Source organism: Novosphingobium sp. FW305-C-30-35 (genome assembly GCF_058783135.1).
In genome coordinates, this window is record NZ_JBYSYJ010000001.1 from 2,042,990 (window position 1) to 2,060,971 (window position 17,982).

The following is a 17,982-nucleotide window of genomic DNA, read 5'->3' on the forward strand; positions in this document are numbered from 1 at the left end:
ATGTCCCTGACCGAGCTCGGCGCGCTATCCGGCCGGATCCGCGCCGAAGTCGGCAAGGCGATCGTGGGGCAGGAAGAGGTGCTCGATCACCTGCTCGTCGCGCTGTTCGCAGGCGGCCATGTCCTGCTCGAAGGCCCTCCCGGCACGGCCAAGACCTTCCTCGCACAGACCTTTGCCGCCGCTCTCGGCCTTGATTTCGGGCGCATCCAGTTCACCCCCGATCTGATGCCTGGCGACATCCTCGGCTCCAACCTGTTCAATTTCCAGACCAGCCAGTTCACGCTCACGCGCGGCCCCATCTTCCACGAACTGCTGCTGGCCGACGAAATCAACCGCACCCCGCCCAAGACGCAGGCCGCCCTGCTCGAAGCCATGCAGGAGCGCCGCGTCACCCTCGACGGCGAGGTCCACGCCCTGTCCGAACGCTTTACCGTGGTCGCCACGCAGAACCCGATCGAAAGCCAAGGCGTCTACCCGCTGCCCGAAGCCCAGTTGGACCGCTTCCTGTTCAAGCTCCTCGTCGGCTATCCTTCCATCGAGGAGGAAGCCCGCATCGTTGCCCGCTACGGCGAAGGCAAGGGCGCACCCAAGCCCGCCGATCTCGGCGTCGTTTCCGTGACCACTGCGGCAGAGCTTGGCCGCGCACAGTCCGCCATCGCCTCGATCACGCTCGCAGAATCGATTGTCGACTACATCGTGCGCCTGGTTCGCGCCACGCGCGAAAGCGGCGATCTGGTCGTCGGAGCCAGCCCCCGCGCCGCCGTGCTGCTGGCCGGGGCCGCCCGCGCACGCGCCGCGCTCGATGGTCGTGATTACGTCATCCCCGACGACGTCAAGGCGCTCGCCACTGCCGTCCTGCGCCACCGCCTGATGCTCAGCCCCGCTGCCGAGATCGAAGGCAAGCAGGTCGAGACCATCGTTGCTGCGCTGGTAGAAGGCACGGAAGCCCCCCGTTGATCAAGCCTGCCGCCATCCTGCCCTCGGGCCGTGCAGTCCTGCTCTTTGCAGGCCTCGCCCCGCTGGCCCTGGTCCTGGCCGCGGCCGCTCCTGCGGCCTGGATCGCCGCACCTGCGCTGGGCGGCGCACTGCTCGTGCTGATCCTGCTCGACGGCCTCTTCGCCGGCTCCCTCGAGGACGTACAGATCCACGCGCCGTCCGATAGCGAGGTCGGCGAACCTGCCACCCTGACGGTGGTCGCCGCACTCGCCCGTGTCCGCAACGGCATCCGCCCCGACGCGGCAATCGCATGCGACTCTCGCCTTGCCGAGGGGGGCCGTATTGCCCTGCCGCTCACCTTCGCGGACGGCGCATGGAGCGGCAGCACCACGATCGCCCCCACCCGCCGCGGCACCGGCCGGCTCACCCGCCTGTGGCTGCGCTGGAGCGGCCCGCTCGGCCTCGCCCACCGCCAGGCCACCCGCGATCTTGAGGCCGAAGTGCGGGTCTGGCCGAACATCGCCCCGGTACGCAGCCCGGCGCTGCAGATATTCCTGCGCGATGCCCAGTTCGGCTTGATCGCGCGGCGTATCCGTGGCGAGGGCACTGAATTCGAAGCACTTGCCGAGTACGAACCGGGCATGGACCGCCGCCGGATCGACTGGAAAAGCTCGGCCCGCCACGCCCGCCTTTTCGCCAAGGAATACGAGGTCGAGCGCAACAACCAGATCGTCTTCGCGTTCGATTGCGGACAGGCGATGTGCGAACCGATCGACGGCCTGCCCCGGATCGACCGCGCCGTCACCGCCGCACTCACCACCGCCTATGTCGCACTCAAGGCGCAAGATCGCGTCGCGCTGTTCGGCTTCGCTGCGCGCCCGGAAGTTGCCACCCCGTTCGTCACCGACAGCCGCGATTTCGCTCGCCTGCAGCGCGCCGCCGCCCAGCTTGATTACCATCCCGGCGAGCCCAACTTCACGCTCGCCCTGTCCACGCTCGCCGCACGGCTGCAGCGCCGTTCGCTGATCGTGCTCTTCTCTGATTTCTCCGACCCCACCAGCGCCGAGCTGGTGGTCGAGAACGTGGGCCGACTGGTAGAGCGCCACCTCGTGCTGTTCGTGGTCATGGCCGATGCCGAACTCGCCGGCCTTGCAACCGCCACCGTCACCGACATGCAATCTGTCGCCGAAGCGGTCACCGCCACTACGCTTTCCAGGCAGCGCGCGATCGTGCTCCAGCGCCTGCGCCACCTCGGTGTGCGCGTGCTCGAAGCGCCGCATGACCAGATCGGCACGCGACTGCTCGATTCCTATCTCGCGATCAAGCGCGAGGGACGCATCGGATGAACGCTGTCACCACAGGAATTGCCCAGAAGATCGGCAACTGGTTCGCCCGGCCGACAGAGGCCGCTGTTGCGGCAGAACACGCCGCCCTGCGTTCCGATCGCTTCCGGCTTGAACGCGAAGCCGATTGGAAGCGCCTCGAAGCAGTGCTCAAGCGCATGGAGGCCGGGCGCACGCGCGGCGTTTCGGATGAGGACTTGCTCGCCCTTCCGGCTCTTTATCGCACTGCCGCGTCCAGCCTTTCGATCGCCCGCGAAACCTCGTTGGACGCGGCGCTCGTCGCCTATCTCGAAGCGCTGACACAACGCGCCTGGTTCCTCGTCTATGGCCCGCGCGCCTCGTTGTGGTCATGGTTTCGCGGCTTCATCGGCGGCGGATGGAGCGCCAGCGTGCGCGGGCTCGGCATCGATCTGCTGATCGCGCTCGCATTGATGGTTGCGGGCACTGCGGTCGGCTGGCTGCTCGTGGCGTCGAACCCCGAATGGTACTATTCGCTGGTCCCTGGCGGCATGGCCGATGTCCGCGTGCCGGGGGCGAGCCGCGAAGTCTTGCACGGCACGCTATTCGGCAACCAGGACCAGAGCGGGATGGGCGTGTTTGCCGCCGGCCTGTTCAGCAACAACGCGCAAGTCTCGATCATGTGCTTTGCGCTGGGCTTTGCCTTCGGGCTGCCGACCATGCTGTTGCTGGTTCACAACACGGCACTGCTTGGCGCGATGCTGTGGCTATATCATGGACAGGGCCTGCTGCTCGATTTTGTCGGGTGGCTCGCCATTCACGGCACGACAGAGCTGTTCGCGATCCTGCTGGCGGGCGCAGCCGGCATTCATATCGGACGCGCCATGGCCTTCCCCGGCAACATGTCGGTCATGGATGCCGCCGCTGCGGCCGGCCGCCGCGCCGCGCAGGTCATGACCGGCGTGGTCCTCATGCTGATCCTTGCCGCCCTGCTCGAAGGCTTCGGGCGTCAGCTCATAGACTCCACCCCATCGCGCCTCACCGTGGGAGGCTTCATGCTGGTGCTGTGGAGCGGCTATTTCTTCGCCTTCCGGCGTGAGGCCCGCTGATGGCGATACGCCTGCCCTTCCGCCGTGACGCCAAGTCCGCGCCCCGTACTCCGCAGGCGCTTCAGGACCGCCGCCGCCGTATGGTCGTCACCCCTGAAGGCGTGGCGCTGCCATTCGTCCTGGCCTCGCGCGGAGCACGCGCCGCTGCACTCTTCCTCGATCTGGCCATGATCGTCGGCGCGATCATCGGCGCCACGCTGCTCATTGCCTATGTCGCCAATGCAGTGGGCATAAACTTCAATGATGATGACAGCCCCGCCGGGCGCGCGGTGCAGGCGCTGGTAGTCGTCTGGATCATCGCGCTGTTCCTGTTTCGCAACGCCTGGTTCCTGTTCTTCGAACTCGGCCCGCGCGGCGCCACGCCGGGCAAGCGTATCACCGGCATCCGCGTTGCCGCCCGCGCGCGTGGCAAGGATGGCGCGCGGTTGACCACCGAAGCGGTTATCGCCCGCAACCTCGTGCGCGATATCGAACTGTTCATGCCTGCGATCTTCATCGTCGTCGCCTCGGTCGAAGGCGGCGATACCGAGATGGCGGCCTGGGCGGGCCTCGTCTGGTTCCTGCTCTTTGCGCTGTTTCCGTTCTTCAATCGCGACAGGCTCCGGTGCGGAGACCTGATCGCGGGAACCTGGGTGGTCGAAGCGCCCAAGCGCAAGCTGGAACAGGCGCTATCGGTTGGCGAAGGTGCGCGCGGCCTGTCGCAAGCCACTGGCGTGCAGTATCGCTTCAGCGATGCCGACCTTGCCGTTTATGGAGAATACGAACTGCAGGTGCTCGAGCGCGTGCTGCGAGAGAACCGCGAGGAAGCCCTGCGTGATGTGGCCCGCACGATCTGCGGCAAGATCGGCTGGAACGCAGGCGCGGGCGACGAACGTGCTTTCCTCGAAGCCTATTACGCCCAGCTGCGCGCACGCCTTGAAACCGGCATGCGCTTCGGGCGTCGCAAGGCCGACAAGCACACCTGAGCGCAAGCCCCCGGCCTCCCGTCGCTGACCGGCGGCGGATGCGCCTGGGTGGGGCTACCCCTTCGCGGCTTTTTCTGAAGCATTGCGAGATGGCGCCCGTTCGTGCTGAACAGTCAATATCACTGGAAGGGAGGGGCCCAATGGACTGTGTCAAGATCCTCGAAGACGATCTTTCCGGAGAGGCAATCCGCGAACTTGTCGCCTTCCACCTCTCGGGCATGCATGCCAACTCACCTGCCTGCAAGGTCCACGCACTTCCGGTTGAAAAACTGCGCCAACCCGGCGTCACCTTCTATTCGGCGTGGGTCGGAAATGCGCTTGCCGGGATGGGCGCGATCCGCGAACTTGATTCCACGCATGGCGAACTGAAGTCCATGCGCGTCGCAAGTGATTGGTTGGGAAAGAAAATCGGCGAAGCCATGCTGCTTCACCTGCTTTCGGTTGCACGGCAGCGCGGCTATGCCCGCGTCAGCCTCGAAACCGGCCAAGGCCCCGCCTTCGAACCGGCACTCGGGCTCTATCGCAAGCACGGCTTCGTCAATTGCGAGGCCTTTGCGGAATACGTGCTGGACGATTTCAGCCAGTGCCTGACGCTGCGCCTTTAACCCATTTGGAGTGTTTCCCCGGGGAAACACTCCAGCGTGGCGTTGTGGTGGGATGGGGTTCAGAGCTTGCCGGTCAGTTCCGGGACGAGCGTGAAGAGGTCGCCGACGAGGCCGATGTCGGCGACCTGGAAGATGGGCGCGTCTTCGTCCTTGTTGATGGCGATGATGGTCTTGCTATCCTTCATGCCGGCAAGGTGCTGGATCGCGCCCGAGATGCCGACGGCGATGTAGACTTCGGGTGCCACGATCTTGCCGGTCTGGCCGACCTGATAGTCGTTGGGCACGTAGCCTGCGTCGACCGCGGCGCGCGATGCGCCGATGCCGGCGTTCAGCTTGTCGGCGAGCGGGGTGATGATCTGCTCGAAAGTGGCAGCGTCCTTCAGCGCGCGGCCGCCCGAGACGATGATCTTGGCGCTGGTCAGTTCCGGGCGCTCGCTCTTGGCGATCTCGGCGCTGACGAAGGTCGACAGGCCGCTGTCGCCGGTGGCGCTGACGGCTTCGACGCTGGCCGATCCACCAGTGGCGGCAGCCTTGGCAAAGGCGGTGCCGCGCACGGTGATGACCAGCTTGGCGTCGGAGCTTTCGACCGTGGCGATGGCGTTGCCGGCGTAGATCGGGCGGGTGAAGGTCTTGGGCCCCTCGACCGAGAGGATGTCCGAGACCTGCATCACGTCGAGCAGCGCGGCAATGCGCGGGGCGACGTTCTTGCCGGTGGTCGTGGCAGGCGCCACGAAGGCGTCGTAATCGGCCATCAGCCCGGCGACGAGCGGGGCGACGTTTTCAGCGAGCGCGTTGCCCAGCGATGCGTCGTCGGCCTTGAGCACACGGGCGACGCCGGCGATCTGCGCAGCAGCCTGTGCGGCGGCATCGCAGTTCGATCCGGCGACAAGGGCAGTCACTTCGCCCAGTTGAGATGCGGCAGTGACGGCGGCGAGCGTGGCGTCCTTTACGGAAGCGTTGTCGTGTTCGACGAGAACGAGAACCTTGGACATCAGGCTACTCCCATTTCCTTGAGCTTGGCGACCAGCGTGTCGACATCGGGCACCTTGATGCCGGCTGAGCGCACCGGCGGTTCGCTGACCTTGAGCGTCTTGAGGCGCGGCGCGATGTCGACGCCGTAGTCGGCGGGCGACTTGGTGGCGAGCGGCTTGGACTTGGCCTTCATGATGTTGGGCAGCGAAGCATAGCGCGGCTCATTGAGGCGCAGGTCGGTGGTGACCACCGCGGGCAGCGCCAGCTTCACCGTCTGCAGGCCGCCGTCGATCTCGCGCTTGACGACAACCGCATCGCCCTCGACCGAGACTTCGTTGGCGAACGTCCCCTGCGGGCGGCCCAGCAGCGCGGCGACCATCTGGCCGACCTGGTTGCTGTCATCGTCGATCGCCTGCTTGCCGGTGATGATCAGCGCGGGCTGCTCCTCATCGGCAATGCCCTTGATGATCTTGGCCACGGCCAGCGGCTCGACCTCGGTGCCCTCGTCAACCTGCACCAGCACTGCCCGGTCCGCACCCATCGCCAGCGCCGTGCGCAGCGTTTCCTGGCTCTTGGCAACGCCCACCGACACCGCCACGATCTCGCTCACCACGCCCTTTTCCTTCAGGCGAATGGCCTCCTCCACCGCGATCTCGTCAAACGGGTTCATGCTCATCTTCACGTTCGCAAGATCAACACCACTCCCATCCGCCTTCACACGTGGCTTCACGTTGTAGTCAATCACCCGCTTCACGCAGACCAGGGCTTTCATGCGTCGTGCTCCTGCCAATGCCATGCCGTTGATGCCAAAAGGCACCGGCTCGATCCTCGCGATGACGTGGAATGTGGGTGGTGTCCACGGTAAATTTGCAAAGGTGCAAAGCGAGACTTTGCAGTTGGCCCAAGGCGATCGGCATTTGGCCCGCGACGCGAAATGACGTAAAAGAACGGAGATTCTAATAAAGGAGAAGGGATGATGCTGAGACTCTCGCGCCAACTCGACTACGGCAAGCCCGCGCCGGATTTTTGCTTGCCGGATATCGAAGGGCATCTGCGCAGCCTTGGCGACTATGCCGAAAGCCCTGCATTGCTGGTGGCCTTCATCTGCAATCACTGCCCGTTCGTGCTGCACGTGCTGGACGAATTCCTTGCCTTCTCACGCGAGTACCTGCCCAAGGGGCTGCAGGTGGTAGCGATATCATCGAACTGGCCCGACGACTTTCCCGAGGACGATTATCCGCACATGCAGAAGCTGGCGACGGAGAAGGACTTTCCGTTCCCCTATCTGCATGACGAAACGCAGGACGTGGCGCTGGCCTATAACGCGATCTGCACGCCGGATTTCTTCCTCTACGATCGCGAGCGGCTGCTCTATTACGCCGGCCAGTTCGATGCGAGCAGGCCGCAGATCAATCGCCCGCCGGTGCCGGGGCTGCCGCCGCTGCGAACGGACCTGCCGGTTACGGGCGAAGACATGCGGCGCGCCGTGGATGCGCTGCTGGCAGGAGATGCCGCACCGCAGCCGCAGCATCCAAGCGCCGGTTGCAGCATCAAGTGGCGACCGGGGAAGGACCCGTCCTGGGGTTGAGGCTCCGCAGATTGCAGGCAACAAAAAAGGGGAGCGGCGATGCGCTCCCCTTCTTAATTTGCGACCCGGTGTTGACTTAGAAGTCGACCGCAAGGCGGACGCCGTAGGTGCGCGGCGTACCGAACTGCCAGTTGAACACGTCGTCGTTCGGACCGGCAGAGGTGAAGCCGCCATAAGTCAGTGGACGTTCATTCTCGAGGTTCTTGGCAAAAGCCGTGATTGAGAAGCGTTCGTTCTCGGGCTTGTATTCGAGGCTGACGTCAGTCTGCGTGAAGGCGGTCTGCGTGCCATCGCGGTAATTGTAGAAGTCTGTGAAGTACTTGCTCTTGAACGTGGTGTTTGCGCTGGCGCGCAGGGTCCCTGCATCGCCGAAGTCGAATGTGTGGTCATACCCCGCAGTGATCACCCATTCCGGCGAGAACGGCGGACGGTTGCCTGCAAAATTCGGCTGCTGAACACCCGGAGCGACCGGATCGAGATCGCCGATGCCGTTGCGGCTGTTGCAGACGCTCTGCGGATTGCCGGCGGTGGGCAGGCAGAACACGTTGAACTGCGCGAACAGCTCCTTGTATTCGGCGTTCAGGTAATTGACCGAAGCATGGAAGCGGTCGTTGTCGCTCAGCGCGAAGTCAGCCGAAGCTTCGATGCCCCAGATCCTGGCCTTGCCCGCGTTGAAGGTCTGGCCGCCGACGGTGGTGTCGAGCAGGACCGAGACCTGCAGGTCCTTGTAATCGTAGTAGAAGCCGCCGAGGTTGAACTGGTGCTGGCCCTTGTCGCCAAAGGTCTGCTTCCAGCCGAGCTCGTAAGCCGTGTTGGTTTCCGGCTTGTAGTCGCCCACGGAGTCGAAGCCACCGCCCTTGAAGCCGGTAGAGACCTTGGCGAACACGAGCGTGTCGCTGTTGGGCTTGTAGTTCAGGCCGGCAAGCCAGGTGATCTTGTCTTCCTTGCTGGAGAGCGGGAAGATCGTCTTGAACTTGAGGTCGGCAAAGTTCTTGGGGCTGATGGCGCCGTTGAACAGGAGCGGATCCGGCGGGCCTGCGCCGAACGGCGATGCATTGCGGTAAAGCGCATCGCGCGAGTTTTCGGTGTAGCGCAGGCCGCCGACAGCCGTAAGTGTTTCGCCGAGCGGTACTTCAACCTGACCGAAGGCCGACTTGCTCTCGCTGGTGATGTCGCGATCAAAGTAGGACAGCGTCACGACGTTCGGGCCGAAGGTGGTGACGAAGCTGCTTTCGGCGTTGACGGTCTCCTTGAAGTAGAATCCGCCGACCTGGTAGGTGATGCCGTTGACTTCACCGTTGAAGCGCAGCTCGTGGCTCTGCGTGCTGGTGCGCTGATCCCACCCGAACGAGCGGTAGGTGACCGGCAGCGTCAGGAACTGGCCCGGCGTACCTTCGAACTTGCGATAGCCGCCGATGTACGAGATCGTCAGGGCATCGCTGACTTCATAGGCCACGCGGCCGCGCAGGGCATAGGTGTCCTGCGAAAGCTTGCCGAGACCGAAGGCGGGCGCTGCATATTCCCCGCGATTGACGCCTGCGAGCAGGTTCGTTTCATTGGGAATGCACAGGACCTGATTCAGTGAGGTCGCATAGAGCGGGGCTACGGCAGTGAAGCCCGAAGCCGTCGCGCAGCTGGCGTTTGTCGGGCGAACGCCGGTTGCATTGAGATCTGCTGACGCGAAAGCCTGCGGGGTGAATTCACGCTTGGCATATTCGCCAGCAAAATAGACCGTCAGCGCATCGGTCGGCTCGAGCTGGACCGAGCCACGCACGCCATAGGACTTGTTGTCGTCCGAACGGCCGCCTGCAAAGGCCGGATAATTGTAACCGCCGCCATTGTAGGCAGCGCGAGCAGGGTGCTTGATGTAGCCATCATGCTCGTCATAGAAGCCGGCAACGCGGACGCCGCCGATGTCACCCAAAGGAACGGTCACGCCGCCGTCAAGGCGCACGGCGTTGTAGTTGCCATAGCTGGCCGAGGCGTTGGCGGCAAATTCCTTGCCCGGCTTGCGGGTGATGAAGTTGATGGCTCCGCCGGTGGAGTTGCGGCCGTAGAGCGTACCCTGCGGGCCGCGCAGCACTTCGACGCGATCGAGATCGAACAGCGCGATGCTGAGCGCCTGAGGGCGGTTCATGTATTCGCCGTCGATGTTCACGACGACCGAGGTGTCCTGCGATTCGTCGTTCGAGTTGGTGCCGACGCCGCGGACGGTAACCTTGATGGTGCCCTGGTCCTGGTTGAGTTGCACCGCAGGGGCGATCTTGCCGATGTCGTTCATGTTCGAGAAGCCGGCCTGCTGCAGCTGCTCGGCATTCACCACGTTGATCGCGATCGGAACGTCGTTGACGTTCTGCGCGCGGTTCTGCGCAGTCACGATGATGACGTTGGGATCTGCCTCTTCGGCCGCTTCCTGTGCATGGGCGGGCAGGGCGAGAGCCAGCGCGCAGGCGCTCGCCAAAAGGGTGCGGGTGTACAGGGTCTTGGGCATGATTTTCAGTTCCTCCCCAGGTGGCGCCACGTTGGGCGTGGCAGCGTGATAGCAGATTAGAATCTAAAAAACTAGAACATAAATTCTATTGGTGGAAATGTTCTGACACCTTGCGGCATTTTTGCCACGGGGAGCTCAAATGAGGCTCTGTGCGATCTGCTTCTGACGCCGGCCCATCATACAGTAAAATACCAAGCTTTGCCTTTGCCATAGTCTGAGACTCTGGAAGGCAGATATATCCGCCGGTGCTGCAAAGCTACGCGCCATGGCTTGATACACAAAGGAAACAAATTTCATGGAAGGTCATTCATCGCGTAAATGCGATTGGGCAAAAAGAAGGCGCCGCCGATCGTCTCGGCGGCGCCCCGACGATGAAGGGTTGATGGTTCAGCTAATTCCCATCAGCTTCGCGTTGAGAGAGCGATCCGCACCTCCAGCGGCGAAATCATCAAAGGCATGCTCGGTGACCTTGATGATGTGGCGGTCGATGAAGGGTGCTCCCTCGGCCGCGCCGACCTCAGGATGCTTCAACGCGCATTCCCATTCCAGCACGGCCCAGCCGGCATAATCATTCGCGGCCATCTTGCTGAAGATGCCGGGGAAATCGACCTGTCCATCTCCCAGAGAGCGGAAGCGTCCGGGCCGATCGACCCACGACTGGTAGCCGCCATAGACACCCGAGCGCCCGTTGGGCCGGAATTCGGCGTCCTTCACGTGGAAGCACTTGATGCGCTCATGGTAGATGTCGATGAAGGCCAGGTAATCGAGCTGCTGCAGCACGAAGTGGCTGGGATCGTAGAGGATGTTGGCGCGCGGATGGTTGCCGACGCGTTCGAGGAACATCTCGAACGTCACGCCGTCGTGAAGGTCCTCGCCGGGATGAATCTCGTAGGCCACGTCGACGCCGTTCTCGTCGAACACGTCGAGAATCGGCTTCCAGCGGCGGGCGAGCTCGTCGAAAGCGTCTTCGACGAGACCGGCCGGGCGCGCGGGCCAGGGATAGAAATAGGGCCAGGCAAATGCGCCGGAGAACGAGGCGTGCGCCTTCAAGCCGAGATTGGCGCTGGCCTTGGCCGCATGCTTCATCTGCTGCACGGCCCATTCCTGCCGAGCGGCGGGGTTGTTGTGGACCGCTTCCGGGGCAAAGCCATCGAACTGCGCGTCAAAGGCAGGGTGCACGGCCACGAGCTGACCCTGCAGGTGGGTCGAAAGCTCGGTGATCTCCAGCCCCTTGTCGGCGAGCATGCCCTTGATCTCGTCGCAGTAGGTCTGGCTGGTCGCAGCCTTCTCCAGATCGAACAGGCGTCCGTCCCAGCTCGGGATCTGAATGCCCTTGTACCCGAGCCCCGCCACCCAGTCGGCGATGGTCTCGAGGCTGTTGAACGGCGCGGCGTCGCCCGCAAACTGGGCAAGGAAGATGCCGGGGCCCTTGATGGTCTTCATGGCGGATTACTCCTTAGAGCTTGACCCAGCCGGCGTTGTCGCGGCTGGCGGAAACGGCGGTGTCGATGAAGGTCATGCCGCGCACGCCTTCTGCGATACCGGGCAGGAGCGGGGCGCTTTCGCCGCGCACGAGGGCGGCAAAATCGCGATAGAGGTTGGCGAAGGCTTCGAGATATCCTTCGGGATGGCCTCCGGGCGTGCGGGTGCGCGATGCTGCATCGCCGCCGAGAACGCCAGTGCCGGAGCGGACGAGGGTGCAGGTGCCATCGAGCCGGTTGATCGTGAGAGTGTTCGGCTCTTCCTGCTTCCAGGTCACGCCACCCTTGTCGCCATAGGCGCGGATGCGCAGGCCGTTGAGTTCGCCGACCTCGATCTGGCTGGCGAGGAGGACACCTCGCGCACCGTTGTCGAAACGCAGGAGGATCGAGCAGTCATCATCGAGCAGGCGGCCGGGCACGACTGCGCCCAGATCGGCCAGCAGTTCGGTGACGCGCAGGCCTGTGACGAATTCGGCAAGCTGAAATGCATGCACCCCGATGTCGCCGATGCAACCGCCGAGACCGGCCTTGGCAGGATCGACGCGCCATTCGGCCTGCTTGCCAACGGCCTCGCCAGCAAGCCAGCCTTGTGGATATTCGACGACGACCTTCCGGATGGTTCCGATCTCGCCAGCGGCAATGCGGGCGCGAGCCTCGCGGACCAGCGGGTAGCCGGAGTAGGTGTAGGTCACGCCGAAGGGCTTGCCCGCGGTTTCGACGAGCGTGGCCAGTTCATGCGCTTCGGCAAGCGTGGCGGTGAGCGGCTTGTCGGTAATGACCGGATAACCCGCAGCCAATGCAGCACGGGCGGAGGGCAGGTGGTTGTGGTTGGGCGTGACGATCGAGACGAAGTCGATCCCGTCCTCCCGCGCCGCTTCGGATGCGAACATGGCGTCGAGCGAGGGATAGGCGCGGGCAGGATCAATACGGTAGCTCCCGCCCGCTGCAGCGCTGCGTGCGGCATCGCTGGAGAAGACGCCGGCGACGAGCTCTATCTCGCGGTCCAGTTCCGCTGCAAAGCGGTGCACTGGCCCGATGAACGCCCCCGGACCACCACCGATCATTCCCATCCTCAACCGACGCATCGATATCTCCAATTTTTAGAAAGTCTGTTCTATTTTGAAAATCCAAGGGGTCAAGCGCGAGTACGCCGATTGACCATCGCCTTTCCCGTCAAATCGTGCAACAAACCGCCCACACATTCTAGAATACGAATTTCCTTTAAGGGCGAACGGGTAAGCAATGGCACGAGGCGCAAACGGGCAGGCCGAAGAAGCGGAACTGGCAGTGGAAACGGTCAGCCGAAAGCCACAGCAGGGCCGCAGCAAGGCGTCGCTCGAGCGGATGCTGAACGCGGCGCGCGAACTCATGCTGGAGCGCGGCAGCGAGGACTTCACGCTGCAGGATGTGAACCAGAAGGGCAACGTCTCCATCGGTTCAATCTACCTGCGTTTCCAGAGCAAGGACAATCTCGTGCGCGCTGTGATCGCGCGGGCGCTCGAGGATATCGCGGCGGACGAAGAGGCGATGGTCGCCGATGTCCTGGCGCAGTCGCCCACGCTCGACGAATTCATGCCGCGCTATGTGGCGGGATATGCCGAAGTGCTGCGAGTCAATGCGCCGCTGCTGCGCCTGGCGATGGAGCGGGCGACCTTCGACCCGCTCGTATCGAAGCCCGGCAAGGATCACGCCTTGCGCGCAACCCAGCGCGGCATGGACGCGATGCTGCGGTATCGCGAGACGTTTGGCGGCACGGACCACGAGACCAAGGCCAACTCGGCCTACAAGATCGTCTTCGCCACGATGGCACGCCAGCTCAGCCTCGGCTCCTCGGGCGAAGCGGCGCATGATTATGACTGGGAAGTCCTGAAGCGCGAACTCGGCCGGATGTGCCTGGCCTACCTTCGCGCTCCATGACGGGGGACGGGCCGAAGTTCAGCCTTCGGCCAACAGCCGCTTCATGATCGCGCGGACATCGCCGGCCATGTCTGGACGTTCAAGCGCCAGCGCCAGCGTGGCCTCGACGAAGCCGGTTTTGCTGCCACAGTCGAAGCGGCGTCCGTCAAACTTCACGGCGTGGAAGGGCTGCTGGCCGATCATCCGCGCCATGGCGTCGGTCAGCTGGATTTCACCGCCCGCGCCTTTCTCCTGGCTTTCGAGCGTGCGCATCACTTCCGGCTGGAGAATGTAGCGGCCAGAGATGATCAGGTTCGAAGGCGCATCCTCGCGCCTCGGCTTCTCGACCAGGCCGGTCACTTCGGTGAGGGAATCCGAAACCCGATTGCCGGGCGCAATCACGCCATAGCTGGACACTTCCTCCTGCGGGACTTCGAGCACGGAGATGAGATTGCCGCCCACTTCGTTGTAGGCATCGACCATCTGCTTCATGCAGCCGCCCTTGCCGCCGGGCTCGCCGACCATCATCTCATCAGGGAGGAAGATAGCGAATGGTTCGTTGCCGACGACCGCGCGGGCGCACCAGATGGCGTGGCCCAGACCCATCGGCACCTGCTGGCGCACAGTAACGAGATTGCCCGGCAGGATGCGGGTGGGCTCCAGCACCTCGAGCGCCTTGCCGCGATCGGACATGGTGTGTTCGAGTTCGTAGGCGGTGTCGAAGTGTTCGACGATGGCGGTCTTTCCGCGGCCAGTCACGAAGATGAGCTGTTCGATTCCGGCCTCGCGCGCTTCATCCACCGCGTACTGGATCAACGGGCGGTCGATCACTGGCAGCATTTCCTTGGGGATCGCCTTGGTGGCGGGCAGAAAGCGGGTGCCAAGCCCTGCTACCGGAAAAACGGCCTTGCGGATCGGCTTTCGCGAAGTGTCGGAACTCATTTGTCAGCCAATATCCATGCTTTGTTGCATCCTCATGATGCACTGCACAATTACTAAGTGAAAATGTCAAGCACGCCTCGTCACGTTATCGTATGCCCCAAGCTTGCACCGCCCTGAAAACCGGATAAACGGCAGCGATGGACAAGATCATCATCCGTGGCGGCAAGCGCCTTTCGGGAACGGTGCCGGTCTCCGGCGCCAAGAATTCGGCCCTTACGCTGCTGCCCTGCGCGCTGCTGACCGATGAGCCGGTGACCCTGCGCAACCTGCCGCGCCTGGCAGACATCGACGGCTTCCAGCACCTGATGAACCAGTTCGGGGTTTCCACGTCGATCGCAGGCGCGCGCCCCGAGGACTTCGGCCGCGTGATGACGCTGCAGGCGACCCGCCTGACGTCGTCGGTCGCGCCCTATGATCTGGTGCGCAAGATGCGCGCGTCGATCCTCGTGCTTGGCCCGATGCTGGCCCGTGCGGGCGAGGCGACGGTTTCGCTGCCGGGGGGCTGCGCCATCGGCAACCGCCCGATCGACCTGCACCTCAAGGCGCTTGAAGCACTGGGCGCGACGATCGAACTGGCTGCCGGTTACGTCCGCGCAATTGCGCCTGACGGTGGCCTGCCCGGTGGGCGCTATTCGTTCCCCGTCGTCTCTGTCGGGGCGACCGAGAATGCGCTGATGACCGCCGTGCTGTGCAAGGGCAAGTCCACCCTGCACAACGCCGCGCGGGAGCCGGAAATCGTCGACCTGTGCAACCTGCTGGTGGCGATGGGCGCGCAGATCGAAGGCATTGGCACTTCGGACCTGACGATTCATGGCGTCGACCGCCTGCACGGCGCAACCTACATGGTCATGCCCGATCGCATCGAGGCCGGCTCCTATGCCTGCGCCGCTGCGATCACAGGTGGCGAGGTCATGCTGCAGGGCGCTCGCATAGAGGACATGGAAGCGACCGTGCAGGCGCTGCGCGATGCCGGTGTGCACGTCGAGCCGCGCAAGGGCGGGCTGTTCGTTGCAGCGGAAGGTCCGTTGAAGCCGGTCACGCTCTCGACCGCGCCGTACCCCGGCTTTGCTACCGACATGCAGGCGCAGCTGATGGCCATGCTGTGCCTGGCCAAGGGTTCCTCGGTGCTGACCGAGACGATCTTCGAGAACCGCTACATGCACGTGCCCGAGCTCAATCGCATGGGCGCACGGATCGAAACCAAGGGCCGCACCGCCGTGGTCCACGGCGTCGACAAGCTGACCGGCGCGGAAGTGATGGCAACGGATTTGCGCGCTTCGATGAGCCTGGTCATTGCCGGTCTTGCAGCCGAGGGCGAGACGCAGGTCCACCGCCTCTACCACCTCGACCGCGGTTATGAGCGGCTCGAAGAGAAGCTCTCGCTGCTCGGCGCCGAGATCGATCGCGTCGGGGGCGACTGAGGGGCGGCGATCAATCCAGCCGGACCTTGCCGCGTCCGGCCTTTACCGCGCCCCTGATCTTCTTGCCCGCTAGCCGCTCGGTCTTGCCGACGCGGTTTAGGCGGGACTTGGCGCGCTTCTGCGGCAGGTTGCAGGCTTCGCGCAGCAGTTCTGACAGCCGCTTCCTTGCATCCTCGCGGTTCTGTTCCTGCGTGCGATAGTTGCGCGCGGTCAGCACGATCTCGCCTTTCGCGGTCATCTTGCTGCCCGCCAGCGTCTTGAGGCGGTGGAAGATCTCCGGCGGCAGGCGCAGCATGAAGACGTCGAGCCGCAGTTGCACGGCGGTTGCCACCTTGTTGACGTTCTGCCCGCCCGGCCCGGCCGAGGCGATGAAGCTCTCCTCGACCAGCGTCAGCGCATGGGCGACGAGAGCATCGGGCGACATGTCAGGCCTCGGTTTCCGGTTGTTCTGCTATTGGCAGCTCGAAGGCGAAGGCTGCGAAGTCGAGCGGCATCGGTGAATAGGCGTCGATCGGCGGCTTGCCTTCGCGCTTCACCACGAGTTCCGAAGCATGGAGCATCGTGCGCCAGGCAAGCTTCCCGTCACCATAAATCGGATCGCCGACAAGCGCGTGGCCCAGCCCCGCAAGTGCGTGGATGCGGATCTGGTGGGTGCGCCCGGTTTCGGGGCGAAATTCGACCAGCGTCATGCCCGGCTTGCGCGACAGCACCTTCCAGTGCGTGACGGCGGGCTTGCCCTTCCTGGCAGGGATCATGCGCCAGCCCTTTTCGGCCGAGCTGATCTTGGACAGGGCGAGTTCGATCGTGCCGCTTTCGCCCTGCACTTCGCCGGCAACGATGCCGAGATAGACCTTCTCCACCTCGCGCGCTTCGAAGGCGGCCGAAAAGCGCTTCAGTGCCTTGGGATTGCGAGCGAGGAGCAGGCAGCCGGAGGTATCCTGATCAAGCCGGTGGACAGGTTGCGGTTCGCGCTGGAAGCCGAAGCGCAAGGCGTCGAGATGGTTCTCGAGACTGTCGCCACCGGCGCGCGGAGGATCGAGCGGCAATCCTGCCGGCTTGTCAATCACCAGCGCTTCACCGTCTTCGAACAGGATGGAAAAGTCGATCACGCTACCGCCTTTGCAATACGCCGCAGCGCTTCTTCGAGTTTTGCTTCGTCCGCCGCGAAGCTGATGCGAAAACCGTCCTTGCCGCCGAATGCCGAGGCCGGGACGACTGCCACGCCGCATTCGAGCAGGTGGAGGCACAGTGCCTCGTCATCTCCGAAACGCGCCATCAGCGGGGTGGCATCGACCATGCAATAAAATGCGCCGTCTGGGATCGGGGTGGACAGGCCGGGTATCGCGTTGATGCTGGCACAGACCATGTCCCGCCGCGCGCGGAAGCGTTCGCGCCAGTCCAGCAGAAACTCCTGAGGGCCTTCGAATGCGGCAACGGCGGCTGCCTGGGAGATTGAGGCCGGGTTGCCCGATGAGTGCGACTGCAGGCGCCCCATCGCGCCGATGAGCCAAGCCGGGCCCGCCGAAACGCCGATGCGGAAGCCGGTCATCGCGTGGCTCTTGGATACGCCGGAAACAGTCAGGATGCGGTCGGCAAGGTCCGGGCATTCCACCGCCAGCGTGGCATGGAGGCCCTCGCCATAGCGCAGCGGCGCATAGATATCGTCGCTCATCACCAGCACACGCGGGTGGCGGCGCAGGACTTCGCCCAGCGCGCGCAGTTCCTCGGCCGGGTAGGTCGCGCCGGTCGGGTTGCCGGGGCTGTTGAGCAGCAGCCAGCGGGTGGCGGGCGTGATCGCCGCTTCAAGCTGGGCAGCGGTGATGCGGAATCCGCCTGCGGCATCGGTCGGCAGGTCCAAGACTTCGGCGCCGGCAAAGCGCACGATTTCGGGATAACTCACCCACCACGGGGAGGGGATCAGCACTTCGTCGCCCGGATCGAGCGTGGCGAGCAGGGCGTGGAAGATCGCCTGCTTGCCGCCTGCGCTGACGATGATCTGCGAGGGCGGAACTGCGATGCCAAGGTCGCGCTTGAAATGCAGCGCGGCGGCCTCGCGCAACCGCTGCGTGCCGACGACGGCGGTATATTTCGTGTCGCCTGCGTCGAGCGCGTCCTTGGCGGCCTCTACGACGTGGGCGGGCGTGGCGAAGTCCGGCTCGCCCACCGAGAGCGAGATCACGTCGCGGCCTTCGGCGCGAAGCTGGATGGCGCGGTCGGTGATGGCGGTGGTGCGCGATGGCGCGATGCGCGCGAGGGCTTTTGATAGCTGGGTCAT

At 64.1% G+C, this 17,982-nt stretch carries 19 protein-coding genes; 9 read left to right on the top strand and 10 right to left on the bottom strand.

Annotated elements, in window-relative coordinates:
- From AC3WLM_RS10140 to AC3WLM_RS10160, 5 genes are all read left to right on the top strand, one after another.
- Positions 1-957 (top strand): AAA family ATPase, encoded by a 957-nt coding sequence (locus AC3WLM_RS10140; protein ID WP_039337255.1) that lies wholly within the window; start codon positions 1-3, stop codon positions 955-957.
- On the top strand, positions 954-2,282 hold the full coding sequence (locus AC3WLM_RS10145) for a DUF58 domain-containing protein (protein WP_492477288.1): 1,329 nt from the start codon (positions 954-956) through the stop codon (positions 2,280-2,282). The genes AC3WLM_RS10140 and AC3WLM_RS10145 overlap by 4 nt, the downstream gene beginning before the upstream one ends.
- Entirely contained in the window at positions 2,279-3,346 is a 1,068-nt protein-coding gene (locus AC3WLM_RS10150) for a stage II sporulation protein M (RefSeq protein ID WP_427467950.1), read from the top strand. Before AC3WLM_RS10145 ends, AC3WLM_RS10150 begins: the two co-directional genes overlap by 4 nt.
- Entirely contained in the window at positions 3,346-4,311 is a 966-nt protein-coding gene (locus tag AC3WLM_RS10155; RefSeq protein ID WP_039337028.1) for an RDD family protein, read from the top strand. Before AC3WLM_RS10150 ends, AC3WLM_RS10155 begins: the two co-directional genes overlap by 1 nt.
- Positions 4,312-4,451: 140 nt before the next feature.
- Positions 4,452-4,916, top strand: a complete 465-nt coding sequence (locus tag AC3WLM_RS10160; protein WP_492477289.1) for a GNAT family N-acetyltransferase — start codon at positions 4,452-4,454, stop codon at positions 4,914-4,916.
- A gap of 59 nt (positions 4,917-4,975) precedes the next feature.
- On the opposite strand, the gene AC3WLM_RS10165 is transcribed toward AC3WLM_RS10160, so the two are convergent.
- Positions 4,976-5,908 (bottom strand): electron transfer flavoprotein subunit alpha/FixB family protein, encoded by a 933-nt coding sequence (locus AC3WLM_RS10165; RefSeq protein WP_039337171.1) that lies wholly within the window; start codon positions 5,906-5,908, stop codon positions 4,976-4,978.
- A complete protein-coding gene (locus AC3WLM_RS10170) occupies positions 5,908-6,660 on the bottom strand; it encodes an electron transfer flavoprotein subunit beta/FixA family protein (RefSeq protein ID WP_492477252.1) in 753 nt (250 codons plus the stop codon). Before AC3WLM_RS10170 ends, AC3WLM_RS10165 begins: the two co-directional genes overlap by 1 nt.
- On the opposite strand from AC3WLM_RS10170, the gene AC3WLM_RS10175 reads away from it, so the two are divergent.
- Positions 6,659-6,826, top strand: coding sequence for a hypothetical protein (locus tag AC3WLM_RS10175; protein ID WP_193827540.1), 168 nt, complete (start codon positions 6,659-6,661; stop codon positions 6,824-6,826). The two genes, AC3WLM_RS10170 and AC3WLM_RS10175, sit on opposite strands and share 2 nt — an antisense overlap.
- A 35-nt stretch (positions 6,827-6,861) precedes the next feature.
- The gene (locus AC3WLM_RS10180) at positions 6,862-7,476 is read left to right on the top strand and encodes a thioredoxin family protein (RefSeq protein ID WP_492477290.1); all 615 of its coding nucleotides are present in this window, start codon (positions 6,862-6,864) and stop codon (positions 7,474-7,476) included.
- Positions 7,477-7,552: 76 nt separating this feature from the next.
- Here AC3WLM_RS10180 and AC3WLM_RS10185 read toward each other — a convergent pair whose 3' ends face one another.
- The 4 genes from AC3WLM_RS10185 to AC3WLM_RS10200 all read right to left on the bottom strand — a co-directional run bounded on the left by AC3WLM_RS10185 (position 7,553) and on the right by AC3WLM_RS10200 (position 12,533).
- Positions 7,553-9,967 carry a TonB-dependent receptor gene (locus AC3WLM_RS10185; RefSeq protein ID WP_492477291.1) on the bottom strand — a complete coding sequence of 805 codons (2,415 nt, stop codon included), beginning with the start codon at positions 9,965-9,967 and terminating at the stop codon, positions 7,553-7,555.
- A gap of 135 nt (positions 9,968-10,102) precedes the next feature.
- Positions 10,103-10,264, bottom strand: a complete 162-nt coding sequence (locus AC3WLM_RS10190) for a hypothetical protein (protein ID WP_156451938.1) — start codon at positions 10,262-10,264, stop codon at positions 10,103-10,105.
- A gap of 90 nt (positions 10,265-10,354) precedes the next feature.
- A complete protein-coding gene (locus AC3WLM_RS10195) occupies positions 10,355-11,410 on the bottom strand; it encodes a sugar phosphate isomerase/epimerase family protein (RefSeq protein ID WP_062343281.1) in 1,056 nt (351 codons plus the stop codon).
- Between the two features lie 13 nt (positions 11,411-11,423).
- Entirely contained in the window at positions 11,424-12,533 is a 1,110-nt protein-coding gene (locus AC3WLM_RS10200) for a Gfo/Idh/MocA family protein (RefSeq protein ID WP_492477292.1), read from the bottom strand.
- Between the two features lie 157 nt (positions 12,534-12,690).
- Between AC3WLM_RS10200 and AC3WLM_RS10205 the strand changes: the two genes are divergently transcribed.
- A complete protein-coding gene (locus AC3WLM_RS10205) occupies positions 12,691-13,365 on the top strand; it encodes a TetR/AcrR family transcriptional regulator (protein WP_039336348.1) in 675 nt (224 codons plus the stop codon).
- An 18-nt stretch (positions 13,366-13,383) separates the two neighbouring features.
- Here AC3WLM_RS10205 and galU read toward each other — a convergent pair whose 3' ends face one another.
- Positions 13,384-14,286: a UTP--glucose-1-phosphate uridylyltransferase GalU gene (galU, locus tag AC3WLM_RS10210; protein ID WP_492477293.1), complete on the bottom strand. Its 903-nt coding sequence runs from the start codon at positions 14,284-14,286 to the stop codon at positions 13,384-13,386.
- A gap of 137 nt (positions 14,287-14,423) precedes the next feature.
- Between galU and murA the strand changes: the two genes are divergently transcribed.
- Positions 14,424-15,707 carry a UDP-N-acetylglucosamine 1-carboxyvinyltransferase gene (gene murA / locus AC3WLM_RS10215; protein ID WP_039336350.1) on the top strand — a complete coding sequence of 428 codons (1,284 nt, stop codon included), beginning with the start codon at positions 14,424-14,426 and terminating at the stop codon, positions 15,705-15,707.
- Between the two features lie 10 nt (positions 15,708-15,717).
- Here murA and arfB read toward each other — a convergent pair whose 3' ends face one another.
- From arfB to AC3WLM_RS10230, 3 genes are read right to left on the bottom strand one after another with little or no spacing between them, the layout of a single operon-like run.
- Complete coding sequence (gene arfB, locus AC3WLM_RS10220; protein WP_492477294.1) at positions 15,718-16,131, bottom strand: alternative ribosome rescue aminoacyl-tRNA hydrolase ArfB; 414 nt, start codon at positions 16,129-16,131, stop codon at positions 15,718-15,720.
- A gap of 1 nt (position 16,132) precedes the next feature.
- On the bottom strand, positions 16,133-16,813 hold the full coding sequence (locus AC3WLM_RS10225) for an RluA family pseudouridine synthase (RefSeq protein WP_370584357.1): 681 nt from the start codon (positions 16,811-16,813) through the stop codon (positions 16,133-16,135).
- Positions 16,813-17,982 (bottom strand): pyridoxal phosphate-dependent aminotransferase, encoded by a 1,170-nt coding sequence (locus AC3WLM_RS10230; RefSeq protein WP_492477295.1) that lies wholly within the window; start codon positions 17,980-17,982, stop codon positions 16,813-16,815. The genes AC3WLM_RS10225 and AC3WLM_RS10230 overlap by 1 nt, the downstream gene beginning before the upstream one ends.

Bases quoted from the DNA above. Each gene is read 5' to 3' on its own strand.
- AC3WLM_RS10140 (WP_039337255.1), top strand. From the start codon at position 1: ATGTCCCTGACCGAGCTCGGCGCGCTATCCGGCCGGATCCGCGCCGAA.
- murA (WP_039336350.1), top strand. From the start codon at position 14,424: ATGGACAAGATCATCATCCGTGGCGGCAAGCGCCTTTCGGGAACGGTG.
- AC3WLM_RS10195 (WP_062343281.1), bottom strand. From the start codon at position 11,410: ATGAAGACCATCAAGGGCCCCGGCATCTTCCTTGCCCAGTTTGCGGGC.
- AC3WLM_RS10150 (WP_427467950.1), top strand. From the start codon at position 2,279: ATGAACGCTGTCACCACAGGAATTGCCCAGAAGATCGGCAACTGGTTC.
- AC3WLM_RS10205 (WP_039336348.1), top strand. From the start codon at position 12,691: ATGGCACGAGGCGCAAACGGGCAGGCCGAAGAAGCGGAACTGGCAGTG.
- AC3WLM_RS10200 (WP_492477292.1), bottom strand. From the start codon at position 12,533: ATGCGTCGGTTGAGGATGGGAATGATCGGTGGTGGTCCGGGGGCGTTC.
- galU (WP_492477293.1), bottom strand. From the start codon at position 14,286: ATGAGTTCCGACACTTCGCGAAAGCCGATCCGCAAGGCCGTTTTTCCG.
- AC3WLM_RS10160 (WP_492477289.1), top strand. From the start codon at position 4,452: ATGGACTGTGTCAAGATCCTCGAAGACGATCTTTCCGGAGAGGCAATC.
- AC3WLM_RS10155 (WP_039337028.1), top strand. From the start codon at position 3,346: ATGGCGATACGCCTGCCCTTCCGCCGTGACGCCAAGTCCGCGCCCCGT.
- AC3WLM_RS10165 (WP_039337171.1), bottom strand. From the start codon at position 5,908: ATGTCCAAGGTTCTCGTTCTCGTCGAACACGACAACGCTTCCGTAAAG.
- arfB (WP_492477294.1), bottom strand. From the start codon at position 16,131: ATGTCGCCCGATGCTCTCGTCGCCCATGCGCTGACGCTGGTCGAGGAG.
- AC3WLM_RS10170 (WP_492477252.1), bottom strand. From the start codon at position 6,660: ATGAAAGCCCTGGTCTGCGTGAAGCGGGTGATTGACTACAACGTGAAG.
- AC3WLM_RS10185 (WP_492477291.1), bottom strand. From the start codon at position 9,967: ATGCCCAAGACCCTGTACACCCGCACCCTTTTGGCGAGCGCCTGCGCG.
- AC3WLM_RS10190 (WP_156451938.1), bottom strand. From the start codon at position 10,264: ATGAAATTTGTTTCCTTTGTGTATCAAGCCATGGCGCGTAGCTTTGCA.
- AC3WLM_RS10175 (WP_193827540.1), top strand. From the start codon at position 6,659: ATGCGTCGTGCTCCTGCCAATGCCATGCCGTTGATGCCAAAAGGCACC.
- AC3WLM_RS10180 (WP_492477290.1), top strand. From the start codon at position 6,862: ATGATGCTGAGACTCTCGCGCCAACTCGACTACGGCAAGCCCGCGCCG.
- AC3WLM_RS10230 (WP_492477295.1), bottom strand. From the start codon at position 17,982: ATGACCCAGCTATCAAAAGCCCTCGCGCGCATCGCGCCATCGCGCACC.